The organism is Streptomyces sp. NPDC057099 (assembly GCF_042671245.1).
In the GTDB taxonomy this organism is placed as follows: Bacteria; Actinomycetota; Actinomycetes; order Streptomycetales; family Streptomycetaceae; genus Streptomyces; species Streptomyces purpurascens.
The window spans coordinates 30,812-47,487 of sequence record NZ_JBHUTX010000057.1; the positions used below are offsets into that span (position 1 = coordinate 30,812).

16 protein-coding genes are annotated in these 16,676 nt (G+C 72.0%); 10 read left to right on the forward strand and 6 right to left on the reverse strand.

Annotated features, from left to right (window positions below; all coding sequences use genetic code 11):
• Positions 1-105: 105 nt before the first annotated feature.
• Positions 106-585, reverse strand: coding sequence for a MarR family winged helix-turn-helix transcriptional regulator (locus ACFT4A_RS37655; RefSeq protein ID WP_382839853.1), 480 nt, complete (start codon positions 583-585; stop codon positions 106-108).
• Between the two features lie 428 nt (positions 586-1,013).
• Positions 1,014-2,678: an FUSC family protein gene (locus tag ACFT4A_RS37660; protein WP_382839810.1), complete on the reverse strand. Its 1,665-nt coding sequence runs from the start codon at positions 2,676-2,678 to the stop codon at positions 1,014-1,016.
• Positions 2,679-2,839: 161 nt separating this feature from the next.
• On the opposite strand from ACFT4A_RS37660, the gene ACFT4A_RS37665 reads away from it, so the two are divergent.
• The 5 genes from ACFT4A_RS37665 to ACFT4A_RS37685 all read left to right on the forward strand — a co-directional run bounded on the left by ACFT4A_RS37665 (position 2,840) and on the right by ACFT4A_RS37685 (position 6,746).
• Positions 2,840-3,361, forward strand: a complete 522-nt coding sequence (locus ACFT4A_RS37665) for a DUF5134 domain-containing protein (protein ID WP_382839813.1) — start codon at positions 2,840-2,842, stop codon at positions 3,359-3,361.
• Between the two features lie 71 nt (positions 3,362-3,432).
• The gene (locus ACFT4A_RS37670) at positions 3,433-4,368 is read left to right on the forward strand and encodes a M56 family metallopeptidase (protein WP_382839815.1); all 936 of its coding nucleotides are present in this window, start codon (positions 3,433-3,435) and stop codon (positions 4,366-4,368) included.
• Between the two features lie 115 nt (positions 4,369-4,483).
• Positions 4,484-5,152, forward strand: a complete 669-nt coding sequence (locus tag ACFT4A_RS37675; protein WP_382839818.1) for a phosphatase PAP2 family protein — start codon at positions 4,484-4,486, stop codon at positions 5,150-5,152.
• Positions 5,153-5,192: 40 nt separating this feature from the next.
• Positions 5,193-5,882, forward strand: coding sequence for an HAD family hydrolase (locus tag ACFT4A_RS37680; RefSeq protein ID WP_382839821.1), 690 nt, complete (start codon positions 5,193-5,195; stop codon positions 5,880-5,882).
• 177 nt (positions 5,883-6,059) lie between these two features.
• Positions 6,060-6,746 (forward strand): TetR/AcrR family transcriptional regulator, encoded by a 687-nt coding sequence (locus tag ACFT4A_RS37685; RefSeq protein WP_382839824.1) that lies wholly within the window; start codon positions 6,060-6,062, stop codon positions 6,744-6,746.
• Here the strand turns inward: ACFT4A_RS37685 and ACFT4A_RS37690 are convergent.
• Complete coding sequence (locus ACFT4A_RS37690; RefSeq protein WP_382839827.1) at positions 6,734-8,236, reverse strand: LVIVD repeat-containing protein; 1,503 nt, start codon at positions 8,234-8,236, stop codon at positions 6,734-6,736. The genes ACFT4A_RS37685 and ACFT4A_RS37690 overlap by 13 nt on opposite strands.
• Before the next feature lie 140 nt (positions 8,237-8,376).
• On the opposite strand from ACFT4A_RS37690, the gene ACFT4A_RS37695 reads away from it, so the two are divergent.
• Positions 8,377-9,030 (forward strand): DUF305 domain-containing protein, encoded by a 654-nt coding sequence (locus ACFT4A_RS37695; protein WP_382839830.1) that lies wholly within the window; start codon positions 8,377-8,379, stop codon positions 9,028-9,030.
• 39 nt (positions 9,031-9,069) lie between these two features.
• On the opposite strand, the gene ACFT4A_RS37700 is transcribed toward ACFT4A_RS37695, so the two are convergent.
• Positions 9,070-9,540, reverse strand: coding sequence for a DUF6214 family protein (locus ACFT4A_RS37700; RefSeq protein ID WP_382839833.1), 471 nt, complete (start codon positions 9,538-9,540; stop codon positions 9,070-9,072).
• 210 nt (positions 9,541-9,750) lie between these two features.
• Between ACFT4A_RS37700 and ACFT4A_RS37705 the strand changes: the two genes are divergently transcribed.
• Positions 9,751-11,094: an FAD-dependent oxidoreductase gene (locus tag ACFT4A_RS37705; protein ID WP_382839837.1), complete on the forward strand. Its 1,344-nt coding sequence runs from the start codon at positions 9,751-9,753 to the stop codon at positions 11,092-11,094.
• A gap of 80 nt (positions 11,095-11,174) precedes the next feature.
• Here ACFT4A_RS37705 and ACFT4A_RS37710 read toward each other — a convergent pair whose 3' ends face one another.
• Positions 11,175-11,525: an ArsR/SmtB family transcription factor gene (locus ACFT4A_RS37710; RefSeq protein ID WP_382839840.1), complete on the reverse strand. Its 351-nt coding sequence runs from the start codon at positions 11,523-11,525 to the stop codon at positions 11,175-11,177.
• Between the two features lie 118 nt (positions 11,526-11,643).
• On the opposite strand from ACFT4A_RS37710, the gene ACFT4A_RS37715 reads away from it, so the two are divergent.
• Positions 11,644-12,723 (forward strand): NADH:flavin oxidoreductase/NADH oxidase, encoded by a 1,080-nt coding sequence (locus ACFT4A_RS37715; RefSeq protein ID WP_382839843.1) that lies wholly within the window; start codon positions 11,644-11,646, stop codon positions 12,721-12,723.
• A gap of 31 nt (positions 12,724-12,754) precedes the next feature.
• Here ACFT4A_RS37715 and ACFT4A_RS37720 read toward each other — a convergent pair whose 3' ends face one another.
• Entirely contained in the window at positions 12,755-14,017 is a 1,263-nt protein-coding gene (locus tag ACFT4A_RS37720; protein ID WP_382839855.1) for a PHB depolymerase family esterase, read from the reverse strand.
• Between the two features lie 692 nt (positions 14,018-14,709).
• On the opposite strand from ACFT4A_RS37720, the gene ACFT4A_RS37725 reads away from it, so the two are divergent.
• Together ACFT4A_RS37725 and ACFT4A_RS37730 are read left to right on the forward strand one after the other, a co-directional pair.
• Positions 14,710-15,687: a polysaccharide lyase family 1 protein gene (locus ACFT4A_RS37725; protein ID WP_382839845.1), complete on the forward strand. Its 978-nt coding sequence runs from the start codon at positions 14,710-14,712 to the stop codon at positions 15,685-15,687.
• A 61-nt stretch (positions 15,688-15,748) separates the two neighbouring features.
• Positions 15,749-16,537, forward strand: coding sequence for a pectate lyase (locus ACFT4A_RS37730; protein ID WP_382839847.1), 789 nt, complete (start codon positions 15,749-15,751; stop codon positions 16,535-16,537).
• The last annotated feature ends 139 nt before the right edge of the window (positions 16,538-16,676 follow it).

Here is a 16,676-nt window from a genome sequence, read left to right on the forward strand (position 1 = left end):
ATGAAGGAGCTGGAGGCCGCCACGCGGTGCGGTACGGGGTGAGGGTACGTCGGGGCCGGTGCGGCACGCCAGAGGGGGCGGACGGCCCCGGCCAGACAGGTCCGGTCAACCCCGCAGCGCGCCCAGGCGACCCTCCAGCTGGCCGAGCAACTCTCCGAGAAGAGCCGCGAGTTCACCCTGCTCGGGGGCGTCAAGGCCGGACAGGACCGCGGTCTCGTAGGCGAGCTGGGCGGGCAGGACGCCGTCGACGAGTTCGCGTCCGGCGTCGGTGAGGCGGAGGTGGGCGACGCGGCGGTCGCGGCTGTCGATTCGGCGTTCCACCAGACCGCGTTCGGACAGCTGCTTGAGGCGCTTGGTGACGGCGGCGCCCGAGGAGAAGGTCTCCCGGGCCAGCTCCCCAGGGGTCAGTTCGTGCCCGGTGCGACGCAGCGCGCCGAGCAGATCGAACTCCGGGCGGCTCAGACCCGCCCGGCGCAGCGGCGCGTCCTCGGCCTGCTGAAGGAGCGCGGCACAGCGGTTGATCCGGCCGATGACCTCCATCGGCCCGGTGTCGAGCCCGGGGTGCACGGCCCGCCACTGCCGCACGACACCGGCAACGGTGTCACCCCGCCGGCCACCGGCCGGGGCGGGTTCGACGGCAGGGGCCTCGCCGACCGGCTCCGTTCCGGCCGTACCGGTCCCGTCGGCAGCCTGCTCCCCGTGGGCCGCGTGCTCCCCGTGGGCCCCACCGATACGTTCCCCTCCGGCCACGGAAGCCGCATCGCCCGCCGTACCGCCGGCGGGGCCATCCCCGGCCCCATGGGCCCGGCCGGCCCCGCGACCACCGGCCCGTTCCTCTCCGGTCGCGCGCGCCTCGTCGGATGCCCGCCCGTGAGCCAGGTCCCCTCCGGCCGTCCGCGCCCGGTCAACGGCAGGCCCCTCGGCGAAGTCGTCCCCTGCCCGCCCGGTCCCGGCCGCCGGTTGTGGTTCGGATCCCGGCTCGTCCCCCGTGGGCGATGACCCTTCCGTCGCCGTCATGGCCGTGCGTCCTCCGTCTCTGTGCCCGTGCCCCGGTCCGGGAGCAGCCCCTGGCGTCGTGCCGTAGCGGCGAGCGTACGGTGTCCGGCCTGCTCCGCGAGCACGACCCGCTCCTGGGGCAGGGCACGCTGCCACCATTCGCCGGCCGCGGCGTCGGCGGTGGCCCGCAGGTCGACCAGGGCGACGGCGAGGCCCCGGCGGGCCGACTCCAGGGCGGCCGCGTCGGGGTCCGCCTCGGCCAGGAGGCGGGCGGCCTGCTCGCGGGCCCGTTCGGCGGTGGCCAGGGCCCGTTCGACACGGTCGCCCGCGCGCCGGTTGGTGACGGCCACGGCGGCGACGAAGCCGACCAGGGCGCCGACGACGGTGTCCACGACGCGCTCCGTGATCAGCTCGCCGGGCTGCTGGGATCCGGCGAACTCGGTGATGAGCAGGGCCATGGGGGTCACGCAGACACTGCCGAGCCAGTAGTTGCGGCTGATCAGCACCTCGGCACCGAAGCTGAACGCGAGGCAGCACAGCACGAGGACCGCCTGGTCCAGGTGCGCGAGCGGCGCGACGGCCGCGAAGACGAGCACACCCACGACGTTGCCGACGACCCGCTGGACGGCCCGGCTCCAGGTGAGGGCGATGTTGGCCTGGTAGAGCGAGGCGGCGGTGACCAGGGCCCAGTACGGGCGGCCGATACCGAGGGCGAGGGAGGCGTAGCCGGCGAGCGCGCAGCCGAGCGCGGTCCGCACCGCGAGCGGGGTCAGCGGGCCGAGCCGGGTCCAGAGGGAGCGCGCCGCGTCCACACCGAGCAGTTCGTCGGCGGCCGCCCGCGGCAGACCGGCCTGCGGGACGGGCCCGGTACCGCGCAGCACGCGGGCCCACGCACGCAGCCGGCCGGCATCCGCCTCCGCCGGTGCCGCGAGGGCGACCTCGGCCCGTACGACGAGCCGTTCGAGGGCGCGCCGGGTCCGGGAAGGCGCGCCGGTGGACAGCAGCGACTGCCAGGCGGCCTGGACGGCGGCGTAGCCCGCGGCACGGGCCCGGGCGTGGCCCTCGCCCGTGCCGCCCATGTCGGCGTACGCGGCCGCGGCCTTCAGGGCACCGGCGGTGGCGCGGCGCTCGGGGCCGTGCGGCCGGAGCAGCGCGGGCGCCATGCAGACCAGCCAGGCCCAGGCACCCGTCGCGGCGGCCAGAGCCAGATGGCCGGGAACCTGGTCGAGGGTCTGCGGCGCGAACAGCGAGGCGGAGCTGACGAACGTGAGGACGACATTGCCCGGCGGGCCGACGCGGGTGGCGTCGCACAGCACCTTCTGCGCGGCGGCCAGCAGGGCGCCGACCGTGACCAGCACGACGGCGCTGCCGGTGAGCGAGGCGGCGACCAGGGCGACGGCGAGCCCGCCGAGCATGCCGAGCACCACCCACACCAGGGCCCCGGCCCGGGCGGCGTAGGGGCGGTTGTGGGCGTAGAGCGCGCACAGGGACCCGGCCATCGAGTACATGGCCAGGTCGAGCCGGCCGAGCGCCAGGAGGGTGAGGTTGGGCGGGGCCATCGACGCGACCACGCTCAGCGCGGGCTTGAACCAGATCTCGGCGGGCCGGCCGACGCGCAGCACGCCCGCCAGCGGAAGACGCCGGGCGGGCGGGGAGGCGGGTGGGGGGTTCGTGCTACTCATTCCCACAACATTAGCAGGTGTTTTACTCGTAAAAGATGCGCGGCGATCGAGCCGCTCACCTGCTGTGCTCCGTCGCATGCTCCCCGTGTACACCCTTGCGCTCGCGTGCGCACCGCATGGCCGGGGCATCGAATGACCGACTGTCGAGCGGGGAGGTGCGCGTGCACGGACCGGCTTCGTCCGGCTGGCTGCTGGTGGCGCTCTGCGCGGTGACCGGCGGCTACTGCCTGGTGCGGATGCGCAGCGGAGGCGAGGCGCTGATGGGCTTCGGGATGGCCGCGATGGCGGTTCCGGCGGCGGTGTTCACTCCGCCCTCGTGGGCCTGGCTCGCGTACGCGTCCGTGTTCGGGGCGGCAGCGGTGCACGCGCTGTGGGCGGCGCGGGCCGGGGCGCGCCATCTCCATCATCTGGCGGGTGCCGCGGCGATGGTCTACATGTCCGTCGTCATGGCGGGCTCCCCCGCACACGCGCACGGTCAGGGCGGATCGGGAGTCCCGCTCCTGACGGGAGCGCTGCTGCTGTACTTCGCCGGATACGTGCTGCTGACCGGCGTCCGGCTCGTGCCGGTGCCCGCCGTGGCCGGGAGCGGCGGGACGGCCGGGTGGGGCGACCGGCCGGAGCTGGCGCGGGCGTGCCGGCTGTCCATGGGGATCGCGATGGTGGCGATGCTGCTGACGCTGTGATCCGTTGCCTGCGTCACTTTGACGGCACAACTCGTACCCCTGGGCGGCACCGCGCTCATAGGCTGCGTCCCATGATGCTCCCCGCGGCACTGTTGCTGCTCGGCGCCCTGACCGCCGTGGTGGCTCCCCGGCTGCTCGCCAGGGCGGAATGGCCGGATCGTGAGCCGGTGGTGGCGCTGTGGGTGTGGCAGTGCGCGGTGGCGGCCGTACTCGTGTGCTGTGCGCTGTCGATGACGCTCAGCGCGGCGGCGGCCTGGCACGCGGTCGGCGGGCATGTCTTCGCGACGGCCCCGAGCGCCGCCGTCGAGGCCTATGCCCTCGGTACGGCGGGCCCTTGGGCGGCGACCACGGCGGTGGCACTGGCCTGCGGGGGTCTGTGGAGCGCGGCGATGCTGGTCCGCGAGGTCGGCCGGGCGCGCACCCGGCGCCGCCGCCGGCGCGCCGACCTGCTGGTCCGGGCCCCGCTGTTGCCGGGCGAGGTGGCCGTGTCCGGACGGCTCGCCGTCCTGGAGAGCGAGCGGCCCGACGCCTGGTGGCTGCCCGGCGCCCCGCCGCAACTGGTCGTCACCACGGCCGCGTTGCGCCGCCTGAAGGGCCGGCAGCTGGATGCCGTGCTCGCCCATGAGCAGGGGCACGCGCGGGCCCGGCACGATTGGCTGCTGAACTGTTCCTCGGCCCTCGCGGGCGGATTTCCGCAGGTGCCGGTGTTCGCCGCGTTCCGCGACGAGATGCACCGTCTGGTCGAACTCGCCGCCGACGACACGGCCTCCCGCCGCTTCGGCCGTCTGACCACGGCCCTCGCCCTGGTCGAACTGAACGAGCATCGCGGGGTGTTCGGTCCGTGTCCGACGCCGCAGGCCCATGTCCCGGCGCGCGTGCACCGCTTGCTCACTCCCCCGGACCGGCTGACCGCGGCACACCGCCTGCGGCTGACGGCGGCGGCCGCGCTGGTGCCCGTGGTGCCGGTGCTGCTGGCGTTCGTACCGGGGCTGCGGGCGCTGGGGTAGCAGCCGGATCCGACCCGGGCGCCGGGGCCTCGGAGTGGCCGAAGCATGTGGTCCCCGGGTGCGAAGATCGCCGCCGCACTGGATCCGGACCCCCCGGTTCGGCGAGGATCGCATCATGCACTCCCCGTCCGTCGACTCCCCGCCCCGTCCCGAGCACCGCACCGCCGCCGGTTCCGCCGGTGTCCTCGCCCTGTGCTCGGCTCTGCTGCTGACCCTCGTCGCGGTCAGATGGAGCCCGTTGATCACCACGGACGGAGACATCTCCGGCACCACCCACCGCTGGGCGGTCGACGAACCCGGCCTCACCCAGACGTTCCGCGTCCTCACGGACTGGGTGTGGGATCCGTGGACGATGCGACTGCTGTGCGCGGCCGTCGTCGTCTGGCTCGTCGTGCGGCTCGCGGCACGCTGGACGGCGGTGTGGCTGGCGCTGGCCGTCACCCTGGGCACGCTGCTGCAGCAGGCTCTCAAGGCGGCTGTGGACCGTCCCCGCCCGGTCTGGCCCGACCCCGTGGACTCGGCACACTATTCGGCCTATCCGTCGGGTCACGCCATGACCGCCACGGTCGTGTGCGGCCTCCTCCTGTGGCTCCTGCACCGCCACGGTGTGAGCCCCGCCGTGTGGCGTACGGCCCTGACCGTGGCCGTCGTCTCGGTGATCGGGGTCGGGCTGACCCGCATCTGGCTGGGCGTCCACTGGCCGTCGGACGTGCTGGGCGGCTGGCTGCTGGGCGCGCTGGTGGTGGCCCTGGCGGTGTGGGTGCACCAGCGCCGGCATCCCTGAACAGCCGTCGGAGCCAGGCGTGTCCTCGTAGGATCACCCCATGACCGCCGTGCTGTTCGACTTCTCCGGAACCCTCTTCCGTGTCGAGTCCACCGACTCCTGGCTGCGCGGCACGCTGGCCGGGACCGCGATCCGGCTCGCCGAGGCGGAGGTGATCGCCGCGGCGCGGGCGCTGGAGGCCGCGGGCGCGCTGCCGGGCGGTGGCGATCCCGCGCGGGTGCCGGAGGAACTGGCCGACGCCTGGCGGATCCGGGATCAGAGCGCCGAGCTGCACCGGACCGCGTACACCGGCGTCTCCCGCCAAGTCACGCTGCCCGACCCGACGTTGCACGACGCGCTGTACGACCGCCACATGCACCCGGACGCGTGGGCCCCGTACCCGGACGCCGTCGAGGTGCTCCGCACCCTGCGCGAGCGGGACATCCCGGTCGGGGTGGTCAGCAACATCGGCTGGGACCTGCGCCCGGTCTTCCGCGCGCACGGCCTGGATCCCTACATCGACGTGTACGTCCTGTCGTACGAGCACGGCATCCAGAAGCCCGACCCGCGGCTGTTCGCCACCGCCTGCGAGGCGCTGGGCGCCGATCCGCGGCGGACGCTCATGGTCGGCGACGACCGCAGGGCGGACGGCGGGGCCACGGCCCTGGGCTGCGGGGTGCACTTCGTGGACCATCTGCCGGTGACCGACCGGCCGGACGGGCTGCGGCCGGTCCTGGATCTGGTGAGCTGAGGGCCGCACTCCACCGGAACAAGCTGCCCGAGGCGACCATCCGGGCTTCCGCTCGCCCGCCTCGGACGATCCCCCGTGTCGCCCGAGGCAGACGGCATCCCCGGCTGGGACCGCGCGGCCCCGGCCGGACGCTCCGAGTATAGTTGGCTGGCAGCCAGTCAACGCAGGAGTTTCAGCATGTCCCCGCGCAGCGCCTCGGTCAATGAAGAGTTGCGGAGACGTTCGAAGGAGCGGCTTCTGCAGGCGGCGGTCGAGCTGGTCGACGAGCGCGGGTTCGAGGCGACGACGCTCGGCGACATCGCCGACCGGGCGGGTTCGGCGCGCGGTCTGGTCTCGTACTACTTCCCCGGCAAGCGCCAGCTCGTGCAGTCCGCGGTGCACCGGCTGATGCACCGCACGCTGGAGGAGGCGCTGGAGCGCGAGCCGCGCACCGAGGACGGCCGGGAGCGGATGGCGCGGGCCATCGACGCGATCCTGGGCCTGGCCGGGGACCGGCCCGTGCTGATGCGCCAGCACATGGCCGGGCTGCTGCAGGCCGAGGGCTTCGTGCCCTGCCCGGAGCAGCGGCGGCTGGCCGAACTGCTGCGGGACACCGTCGCCCGGCTCGGGTCGCGGGACGTCGACGGCGACTATCCGATGCTGCGCGCCCTGCTGATGGGCGCGGTGTACGCGGCGCTGGTGCCGGGGGTGCCGATGCCCGTCCCGGTGCTGCGGGCCGAGTTGTTCACGCGCTACGGGCTCGACCGGGAGCTCGGTGTCCCGCCGGAGACCGGAGCCTCCGACGGGACGGGCGACAGGGATCTGTCGCGGTTCTTCGCGACCGGGGCCGCACCGGGGTGCGGCCCGGAGGGTCAGTCGAAGTAGTCCGGCTGCGTCTGGACGTTGAGTTCGCGCAGATGGATCCGGCGGGCCGGGTCGGTGCGCCGGTCGTCGATCTTCAGGACGTCGAAGCCCCTGGCGTACTCGTTCGACCAGATGTAGCCGTTGTAGTAGTACGCCGACCACGAGCCGCCCGACTTGATCGTGTCCGTGGTCAGCGGACCGCGGTCGAAGTAGGCGATCTCCTTAGGCTTGGCCGAGTCGGTGAAGTCCCAGACGGAGACACCGCCCTGGTACCAGGCCTGGACCATCAGGTCCTTGCCCTTCACCGGGATCAGCGAGCCGTTGTGGGCCACGCAGTTCTCGGTGTCCGCCTGGTGGCGGGGGATCTTGAAGTAGCTGCGGAAGACGAGCTTGCGCTTGTCGCCCTTGCCGACGATGTCGTAGATGCCGTCGGCGCCGCGGTTCGGTCCGATCTCCGCGTTGCAGGTGGCCGCGCCGCCGCCGCCCAGCTCATCGGTGAAGACGACCTTGTTCGCCTTCTGGTTGAAGGTCGCCGAGTGCCAGAACGCGAAGCTGACGTTGTCCTGGACGCGGTCGATGACCTTGGGCCGCTCCGGGTCCTTGATGGAGAACAGGATGCCGTCGCCCATGCAGGCGCCCGCGGCCAGGTCCTTCGACGGCAGCACGGTGATGTCGTGGCAGCCGGTGGTCTTGGAGACGCCCGGGTTGGTGGGTCCGCCCGGGTTGCCGCCGCCGTCCGGCCCCTCACCGGGGAACAGCACGGGGAAGCCCACGACCTTCGCCTTCTCGGGGGCGTCGCGCGGCACCTTGATGACGGAGATGCCGTCGTGCGGCGGCTGGCAGTCGGGGTAGGCGGCGTTCGGCGAGTACGAGGAGACGTACACGTAGACGTTGCGGCGCTCGGGCACCAGCGTGTGGGTGTGCGAGCCGCAGGCGGTCTCGACGGCGGCGACGTACCTCGGGTTGCGCTTGTCGCTGATGTCGAAGACCTTCATGCCCTCCCACGAGGACTTCTCGGTCGCCGGCTGGGTGGTGCTGGTGCAACTGCTGTCGCTGCGCGAGGAGTCGGTGGACAGGAACAGCAGGTCGCCGGAGACGGAGATGTCGTTCTGCGAGCCGGGGCACAGCACCTGGGCGACGGTCTTCGGCGCCTTGGGGTTGCTGATGTCGAAGATGCGGAAGCCGTCGTAGTTGCCCGCGAACGCGTACCTGCCCTGGAAGGCGAGGTCCGAGTTCGTGCCCTGGAGCACGTCCTTGGGGACGAACGCCAGGTGCTGGATGTTGTCGGAGTGGACGATCTCGTCCTGGGTGGGTATCTCGCCCTTCTCGATGGCCTCACGGACCTCGGCCTGGGCACTCTTGGAGACCTTCTTCGGCGCGGGCGGCGCGTCCCCCGGGTCGGGGGTGGCCCCTGCCGGTGCCGCTGTGAGGAGCGCGGCCAGCAGTCCACCGGCGGCCGCGACGACGCCCAGGCGTCTGCTGCGTGTTCTGCGGTCGTTCAACAGGATCACTGTTTTCCTCCCTGGTTCCGTTCGCTGCGGAACGGTTCACGCACCACGCAGTATCGTCTTCGTCATGCACATACCAACAGGGGGCAACAGAATCGCAATGAAGTGTTGGCGCCCCGACTCGCCCGTCACAGGAGGTCGTTGTGCTCTTCCGCCGTGTGTCTCGTGCTTCCGCCGTCACGACGGGGCTGGTCGCCCTGGCCGTGCTCGCGGCCGGGGGCTGTGACTCCGGTCCGGACCGGAAGCCGGCCGCCGCCGACGGGCCCGCCGTGATCGCGCCGGGCGAGCCCGGCGAGGCGAACCGCACCCTGTCCGCCGAAGAGGCCGCCGACCAGAACCCGGAGAACGACTCCCCCAACGCGGCGGACGTCTCCTACGCCCGCATGATGATCGAGCACCACGCCCAGGCCCTGGTGATGACCGAACTCGCCCCGAAGCGTGCCGAGTCGAACAAGGTCAAGCGCATCGCCGAGCGCGTCGCGGCCGGCCAGAAGCCCGAGATCGAGGCCATGAAGGGCTGGCTGAAGTCGTACGGAAAGCCCCTGAAGGCCGAGCGGCACGAGCACGCCGCGATGCCCGGCATGGCGACCGAGGCCCAGCTGAAGAAGCTCCGCGCGGCCGACGGCAAGGCCTTCGACCACCTCTTCCTGACCCTGATGACGACCCATCACCAGGGCGCGATCACCATGGCCACGGATGTGAAGGGGCAGGGCAACAACATCCGCGTCGAGGAGATGGCCGACGAGGTGATCGCCCAGCAGACCAGCGAGATCACGCGAATGCGGGACATGCTCTGAGCGGACCCCGGGTCACGGTCGCGCGCCGGGCCGGTCCGCTCAGCGTCGTGCGCGACGGGGCGCGAGCAGGCCCGCGTCCCGGGCCTGGCCGATCAGCCTCAGCGACTTGCGGCGGCTGTGCCCGGTCGCGCACATCACGGCGAGGACCGGGTCGGCACCGTCCTGCTGGGCCGCGCGGTACTCCTGTGCCACCAGCCACCGCCCCTCGGCGCCGCCCGGCCAGACCGGCCGGGCCCGGCGCCCCGGGCCCGCGCAGCTCTCGGGAGCCGGGCCCGCGCCGGCGCCGGCGCCGCACGCCTCGGCCAGCGATTCCTCGAACCAGTCGGCGAGCACCGCCAGGTCGTCGAGGGACAGCGCGGGCTGGGCGCGTACGTCCTCGACACCCACGCATCCGCCGGTCACGACCGCCAGCGCGTCGACGTGGGCGCCGTCCGTGAAGGCGATCCGGACGTCGAACCACCGCGTGGCGTCCTCGTTCTCCCGCACTTCCCACGCGGGCCGCACGGACACCGCGCCGTCCACCGGAGAGCGATCAGAAAGATTAAGAAAGGATGCTTCCAGCACACACGGAACGTAACCGCATGATCACATTCGCTATAGATCCGACACGCGCCCCGGTCGGAGCACAGCACCCTGTCAGCGGAGCCCGGCCGGTGCGATGCTGGAGACATCAGCACTCTCCGGAGATCCCCCGGGATCCCACGGGTAAGGAGTTCCGCCGTGCTGCGAGTCGCCGTCGTAGGCTCAGGGCCGAGCGGGTGCTACACCGCCCAGAGCCTCGTCCAACTGGACTCCGGGGTGTGCGTCGACGTCCTGGACCGGCTGCCGTGCCCGTACGGCCTGGTCCGCTACGGCGTGGCACCGGACCACGAGAAGATCAAGTCACTGCAGAACAATCTGCGCGCGGTCCTGGAGCACGACCGGGTCCGGTTCCTCGGAGGTGTGCAGGTGGGCCCCGGCGGAGTGCCGGCCGCCCGGCTGCGGGAGCTCTACCACGCGGTGGTGTACTGCGTGGGCGCCGCCACGGACCGCCATCTGGGCATTCCCGGGGAGGATCTGCCGGGGAGCTGGTCGGCGACGCAGTTCGTGTCCTGGTACAGCGCCCACCCGGACGCCGTGGACGGCGGTTTCCTGCGGGACGCGCGGTCGGCCGTGGTCATCGGCGTGGGGAACGTCGCCGTGGACGTCACCCGGATGCTGGCCCGGGGGCTGGCCGAGCTCAGCCCGACCGACATGCCGCAGGCGGCCCTGACCGCGCTGGCGGCGAGCCGGGTGACCGAGATCCACATGGTGGGCCGGCGCGGTCCGTCCCAGGCCCGCTTCACCACCAAGGAGCTGCGCGAGCTGGGCACCCTGCCGGGGACCGACGTCGTCGCGGACCCGGCGGAGCTGGCGCCGGACCCGGGGTACACGGACCCGTCCGCGCTGCCCGCCCCGCAGCGGCGCAACGTGGAGGTCGTGCGCGGCTGGGCCGAGTCACCGCCGGCGGACGCCCCGCACCGGATCCATCTGCGCTTCTTCCTCCGCCCGGTCGAACTGCTCGCCGAGCGGGGCCACGTGGGCGCGGTGCGGTTCGAGCGGACGGCCCCGGACGGGCACGGCAGCGTGACGGGCACGGGCCGCTACGAGGACATCGAGGCGCAGTTGGTGCTGCGTTCGGTGGGCTATCTCGGAGTGCCGATGGAGGGGCTGCCGTTCGACGCGAAGACCGGCACCGTGCCGAATCTGGCCGGACGGGTCCTGCGCGAGGGCGTCGTCACCCCGGGCGAGTACGTGGCCGGCTGGATCAAGCGCGGCCCGACGGGCGTGATCGGCACGAACCGCCCCTGCGCGAAGGAAACGGCGATGTCCCTCCTGGAGGACGCCCCGCTCCTCGCCGCCCGGGATGTCCCCCAGGACACACTCACGGCCCTGCGCGCGGCGGGCGCCGACCCGGTCGAGTGGACGGGCTGGCAGTCGATCGAACGGGCGGAGGCGGAGCTGGGAGCATCACTCGGCAGGGGCGTGGTGAAGCTTCCGGATTGGCAGTCCCTGATGACCGCCGCGCAGGGCAAAGGGCTTTAGGGGCGCGGGGCTGTGTCGATGTGCGACTCCGCCGCGTGGGCGCGACAAGCCACCGGCGGCCCGCAGCGAACCACGAACGATCACCCCCCGAGCCTCCCAGCCTGCCTCCCCGCCGCATCGAGCAACGCATCCAGCAACCCCGGAAACAGCCCCTCCAGATCATCCCGCCGCAGCCCGTTCATCTTCGCCGTCCCCCGGTAGACCTGCCGGATCACCCCACTCTCCCGCAGCACCCGGAAGTGATGCGTGGTCGTGGACTTCGTCACCGGCAGATCGAAATCCGAACAGGACAACTCCCCGCTCACCGCGGCGAGCTCCCGCACGATCCGCAACCGCATCGGTTCGGAGAGCGCGTGCAGCACCTCCTCCAGCCGGATCTCGTCGCGCTCGGGATGCGGCAGGGCGCGGCTGCTCACGGCGGGGGACGTCACGGCGACTCCACTTCCTAGGGGACCTCCATAGTACGAGAACCATCGTAGTTTGACATCCACCGTACTACGATGCCTATCGTACGAGTCGACACCGGCCCCGCAATGAATGGAGTCCGCCGTGACCGCGCTCTTCGAGCCCTACACCCTGCGCGATGTGACGATCCCGAACCGCGTGTGGATGCCCCCGATGTGCCAGTACTCGGCGGCACCGGAGGGCCCGGAGACCGGCGCCCCCACCGACTGGCACTTCGCGCACTACGCCGCCCGCGCGGCCGGGGGCACGGGCCTGATCATCGTCGAGGCCACCGCCGTGTCCCCGGAGGGCCGCATCTCCCCGTACGACCTCGGCATCTGGAACGACACGCAGGTGGCGGCGTTCCGCCGCATCACCCGCTTCCTCGCCGCGCAGGGCACCGTGCCCGCGATCCAGCTCGCCCACGCCGGCCGCAAGGCCTCGACGGACCAGCCCTGGAAGGGCGGCGCCCCGGTCGGCCCGGAGGCGTACGGCTGGGACTCCGTGGCGCCGAGCCCTCTCGCGTTCGACGAGAAGCACCCGGCCCCGGCCGAGCTGACCGTGGACCAGATCAAGGACGTCGTCGGGCAGTTCGTGGCAGCGGCCCGCCGCGCCCTCGCCGCGGGTTTCGAGATCGCCGAGATCCACGGCGCCCACGGCTACCTGATCAACGAGTTCCTCTCCCCGTACTCCAACCACCGCACCGACGCCTACGGCGGCTCGTACGAGAACCGTGTCCGCTTCGCCCTCGAAGTGGTGGACGCCGTACGGGAGGTGTGGCCGCACGACAAGCCGCTGTTCTTCCGTATCTCGGCGACCGACTGGCTGGAGGACGGCGGCTGGACCGCGGACGACACCGTCCGTTTCGCCGCCGAGCTGCGGGCCCACGGCGTCGACCTGCTGGACGTCTCCAGCGGCGGCAACGCCTCCGGCGCCCGGATCCCCACCGGCCCCGGCTACCAGGTGCCCTTCGCCGCCCGGGTGAAGGCCGAGACGCCCCTGCCGGTCGCCGCGGTGGGGCTGATCACCGACGCCGAGCAGGCCGAGAAGATCCTGGCCAACGGCGAGGCGGACGCCGTCCTGCTGGGCCGTGAACTGCTGCGCAACCCCTCGTGGGCCCGGCACGCGGCGCGGGAACTGGGCGGTGAGGTCCGGGTGCCGGACCAGTACCACCGGTCGGTCTGACCGGCACCCGGATCTCGGAGCAGCCGGTGCGTCAACCGGCCGTGCACGCCGTCCCGTTGAGCGTGAACCCGGCCGGAGCGGCGCTGTTGCCGCCGTGGCTCGCCTGGTAGCCGATGCTCACACTCGCGCCCGGCGCGATCGTGCCGTTGTACGTCACGTTGGTCGCGGTGACCGTCCCGGACGACGGCGCGTACGTGGCGCCCCAGCCGCCCGTGACGGTCTGGCCGGCGGGGAGTGTGAAGCCGAGCTTCCAGCCGTTGACCGTCGTCGTACCGGTGTTGGTGAGGGTCAGGGACGCGGTCAGGCCGGTGTTCCAGGCGTTGACCGTGGACGTCACCTTGCAGGCACCGGGCTGGGGCTGCGGCGCCGGGCCCGCGCTGTCCAGGCCGAAGAAGGTGAGCACCCGGGACGCCATGCCCTGGGCGTACAGGTTGTGGCCGACGCCCTGGAGGCTGATGGCTTCCACGGGCGCCCGGTCACCCGTGCCGCCGTAGCGGGTGCGGGTCCAGCCGGACTGGGGCGTGTCCGTGGCGGTCGGCGTCTGGCTCACCCCGTGCACGTTCGTCCACTGCTTGATCTGCTCCCCGAAGTTGGGGTAGCGCAGGACGTCGTCCTGGGTGCCGTGCCAGATCTGCATCCGCGGGCGGGGGCCGGTGTAGCCGGGGTGGGCGTTCCGGACCAGATCGCCCCACTCCTTGGGGGTGTGGGTGAGCGTGCCGCCCGAGCAGTTGCTGTTCCACTCGGAGCCGTCGGTGGTGGCGAAGCAGGCGAACGGGACGCCCGAGAAGGCGGCGCCCGCCGCGAACACGTCGGGGTAGTCGCCGAGCAGGACGTTCGTCATCATCGCGCCGGAGGAGATGCCGGTGGCGAACACCCGGCCGGTGTCGGCGTCGTAGGTGCGGGTGACCCAGTCGATCATCGACTTGATGCCGACGGGGTCGCTGCCGCCGCCGCGGCGCAGCGCCTGGGGCGAGGAGACGTCGAAGCATTTGCTGCTGCGGGTGACGGACGGGTAGAGCACGATGAACCCGTAGTGGTCGGCCAGCGTGTCGTACTCGGTGCCGTTGTACATGTCCGGGCCCGAGCCGGTGCACCAGTGCACGGCGACCACGACCGCCGGGTTCGGCGTGACGCTTTCCGGCACGTACAGGTACATCCGCAGATTGCTGGGGTTCGTGCCGAAGTTCGTGACCTCGGTGAGGGCGGCGGCGGGCACGGCCTCATCGCGGGCGGACCCGCCGGCCGGCTCACGGGCGGCGGCCGAGGGTGCGGTGAGCACCGTGGCCGCGAGCATCGGCAGCAGCGCGGCGACGAGGGCGAGGAGGAGCGACCGCAGCGGTCTCCTCGCCGTGGGACGGGGGGTGGCAGGCACGTCCGTGTCCTTCCGTTGTGGGGTGCGGCTCGCAGGACGTCGTACGGCGGTTCGGCAGGTGGAGTTCGTCCGGGTCAGCAGGGCGGGCCGCCAGGGCAGCCGGTGGTACGCCGCGAGCATGAGGTGGACGTTGCAGGCGGTGTCGCGGACGGTCCCGGTAGCGGAAGACCGCCGGGTCCTTGACCGAGAGGATCGGGTGGGCCGCGTCCGCCTCGGGGCTGCTCAGCGGGCCGCTCGACGACCACGTGAACGACCCCGGCAGCGCGCTCTCGTGACCGGGCGAGTCCACCGACGAACGTACGCATGCGCGGAGTCCTCATCGACCCGCCCTCTCATGAAGCGAAGCGTCCGTCGGCATGGTGACATGCACATGGCTTTCATGGAAGCGCTCCCACGCCACCCTTGCGGCACCCCCCGCCCTGACCAGGAGCGGCCGAATGTGTTCTGCGCGAGGCGTTGACTAGAAAGCGCTTGCCCCCTACGTTCCGTTCAGCAGTGTGACCGACCCCTCCGGGTCGGTCGTACGCAGCACGCGCGGTGAACAACATGGCGAACGTCATTCACGTAGATGACCGACCTGCACCATGACGGCACCACGAAGGGACGCACCCCACATGCGTACTCCCCCACGCACACGCGTACACAGATCCACCCTGGCCGTCGCCGCCGCGTCCGCGTTGGCGACCGTGGCGGTCCTGGCCGTTCCCCAGCCGGCCGGGGCCGCCGAGACCTCGCCGATCGGGTTCGGCGCGGGGACGACCGGCGGCGGCAGCGCCTCGGCGGTCACCGTCTCCACGCTGAGCGCCTTCAAGTCGGCGGTGACCGGCAACTCGGCCAAGGTCGTCCGGGTCAACGGCCTGATCTCACTGAGCGGTCAGGTCGACATCGGGTCCAACACGACCGTCCTGGGCGTGGGTTCCGCGTCCGGCTTCACCAGCGGCGGACTGCGGCTGAAGAAGGTCTCGAACGTTGTCGTCCGCAACCTGAACATCAGCAAGCCGGTCGCGCCCGCCGACGGCATCACCGTCGAGGCGTCCACCAAGGTCTGGATCGACCACAACTCCTTCTCGGCCGACCGCGATCACGACAAGGACTTCTACGACGGTCTGCTGGACGTCAACCACGGCGCGGACAACGTCACGGTGTCCTGGAACACCTTCAAGAACCACTTCAAGGGCTCGCTCGTCGGCCACAGCGACAACAACGCGAGCGAGGACACCGGCAAGCTGAGGGTGACGTACCACCACAACCACTTCGCCAACGTGTACTCGCGCATCCCCAGCCTGCGCTTCGGCACCGGGCACTTCTACAACAACTACGTCGAGGGCGCCGACACCGCCTGCCACTCGCGCATGGGCGCCCAGATGCTGGTCGAGAACAACGTCTTCCGCTCGACGAAGGTCGCGGTCACCACGAACCGCAGCAGCGACGTCGACGGATACGCCAACCTGCGCGGCAACGACCTCGGCGGAGCCGCGACCGAGGTCTCCCGCGTCGGCGGCTTCACCAGCCCGCCGTACGGCTATGCGGCGGAGCCGGCCTCGTCCGTCGTCACCTCGGTGACGTCGGGTGCGGGCGCCGGAAGGCTCTGACACCCCGTCCGTCCGGACACCCCTCCTCCCCCACCCACTCCACGACAGAAGGAATCGGGACATGACTTCTGCGACACGTCCGCGCGCCCGCAGGCGCGCACTGACCGGCGCGCTGGCCACCCTCGGCCTGTCGGTTGGCATGATCATGACTACCAACGCGCCCACGGCGAGCGCGGCGACCTGGCCGACCCCCAACGGCAGCCAGGGCACGTCCACCACCATCTCCGTCTCCGGCACCAAGGACTACGGGATGAAGCGGTACTACGGGACCGGCGCCCTGGCCGGTGACGGCCAGGAGGAGGGCCAGGACCCGATCTTCAAGCTCGCGGACGGCGCGGTGCTGAAGAACGTCATCCTCGGTGCCCCCGCGGCCGACGGCATCCACTGTGAGGGCAGCTGCACGCTGCAGAACGTCTGGTGGGAGGACGTCGGCGAGGACGCCGCCACCTTCCGCGGCGGCAACGGCGCCACCTACCAGGTGATCGGCGGCGGTGCGAAGAAGGCGGCGGACAAGGTCTTCCAGCACAACGGCGGCGGCACGCTGAACATCTCCAACTTCGCGGTGCAGGAGTTCAAGACGCTCTACCGCTCGTGCGGCGACTGCTCCACGCAGTACACCCGCAAGGTCAACCTCAGCAACATCGACGTGACCGGCACGGGCTCCACCGCGCGCATCGTCGGCATCAACGTCAACCGCAACGACGCGGCGACGCTGCGGGGCATCACGATCCGCAACGACTCCGGCCGCAAGGTCGTCCCCTGCCAGAAGTACAACAACAACACCGCTGTGGGGTCGGGCCCCGACAGCAAGAACTGCCTGTACTCCACCTCGGACGTCACCTACAGGTAGTACCTGAGGCACCCCCCACGGTGAAGGCGGCCGTGCGCGGCGTCCCGGCGGGCGCCGCGCCCCGCCGGCCGCGGAAAGCGCCCCCCACCCGCGCGCGGACCACCCCCAACCGCTCCCCCGGGTAGTCGGTGTAGGCCAC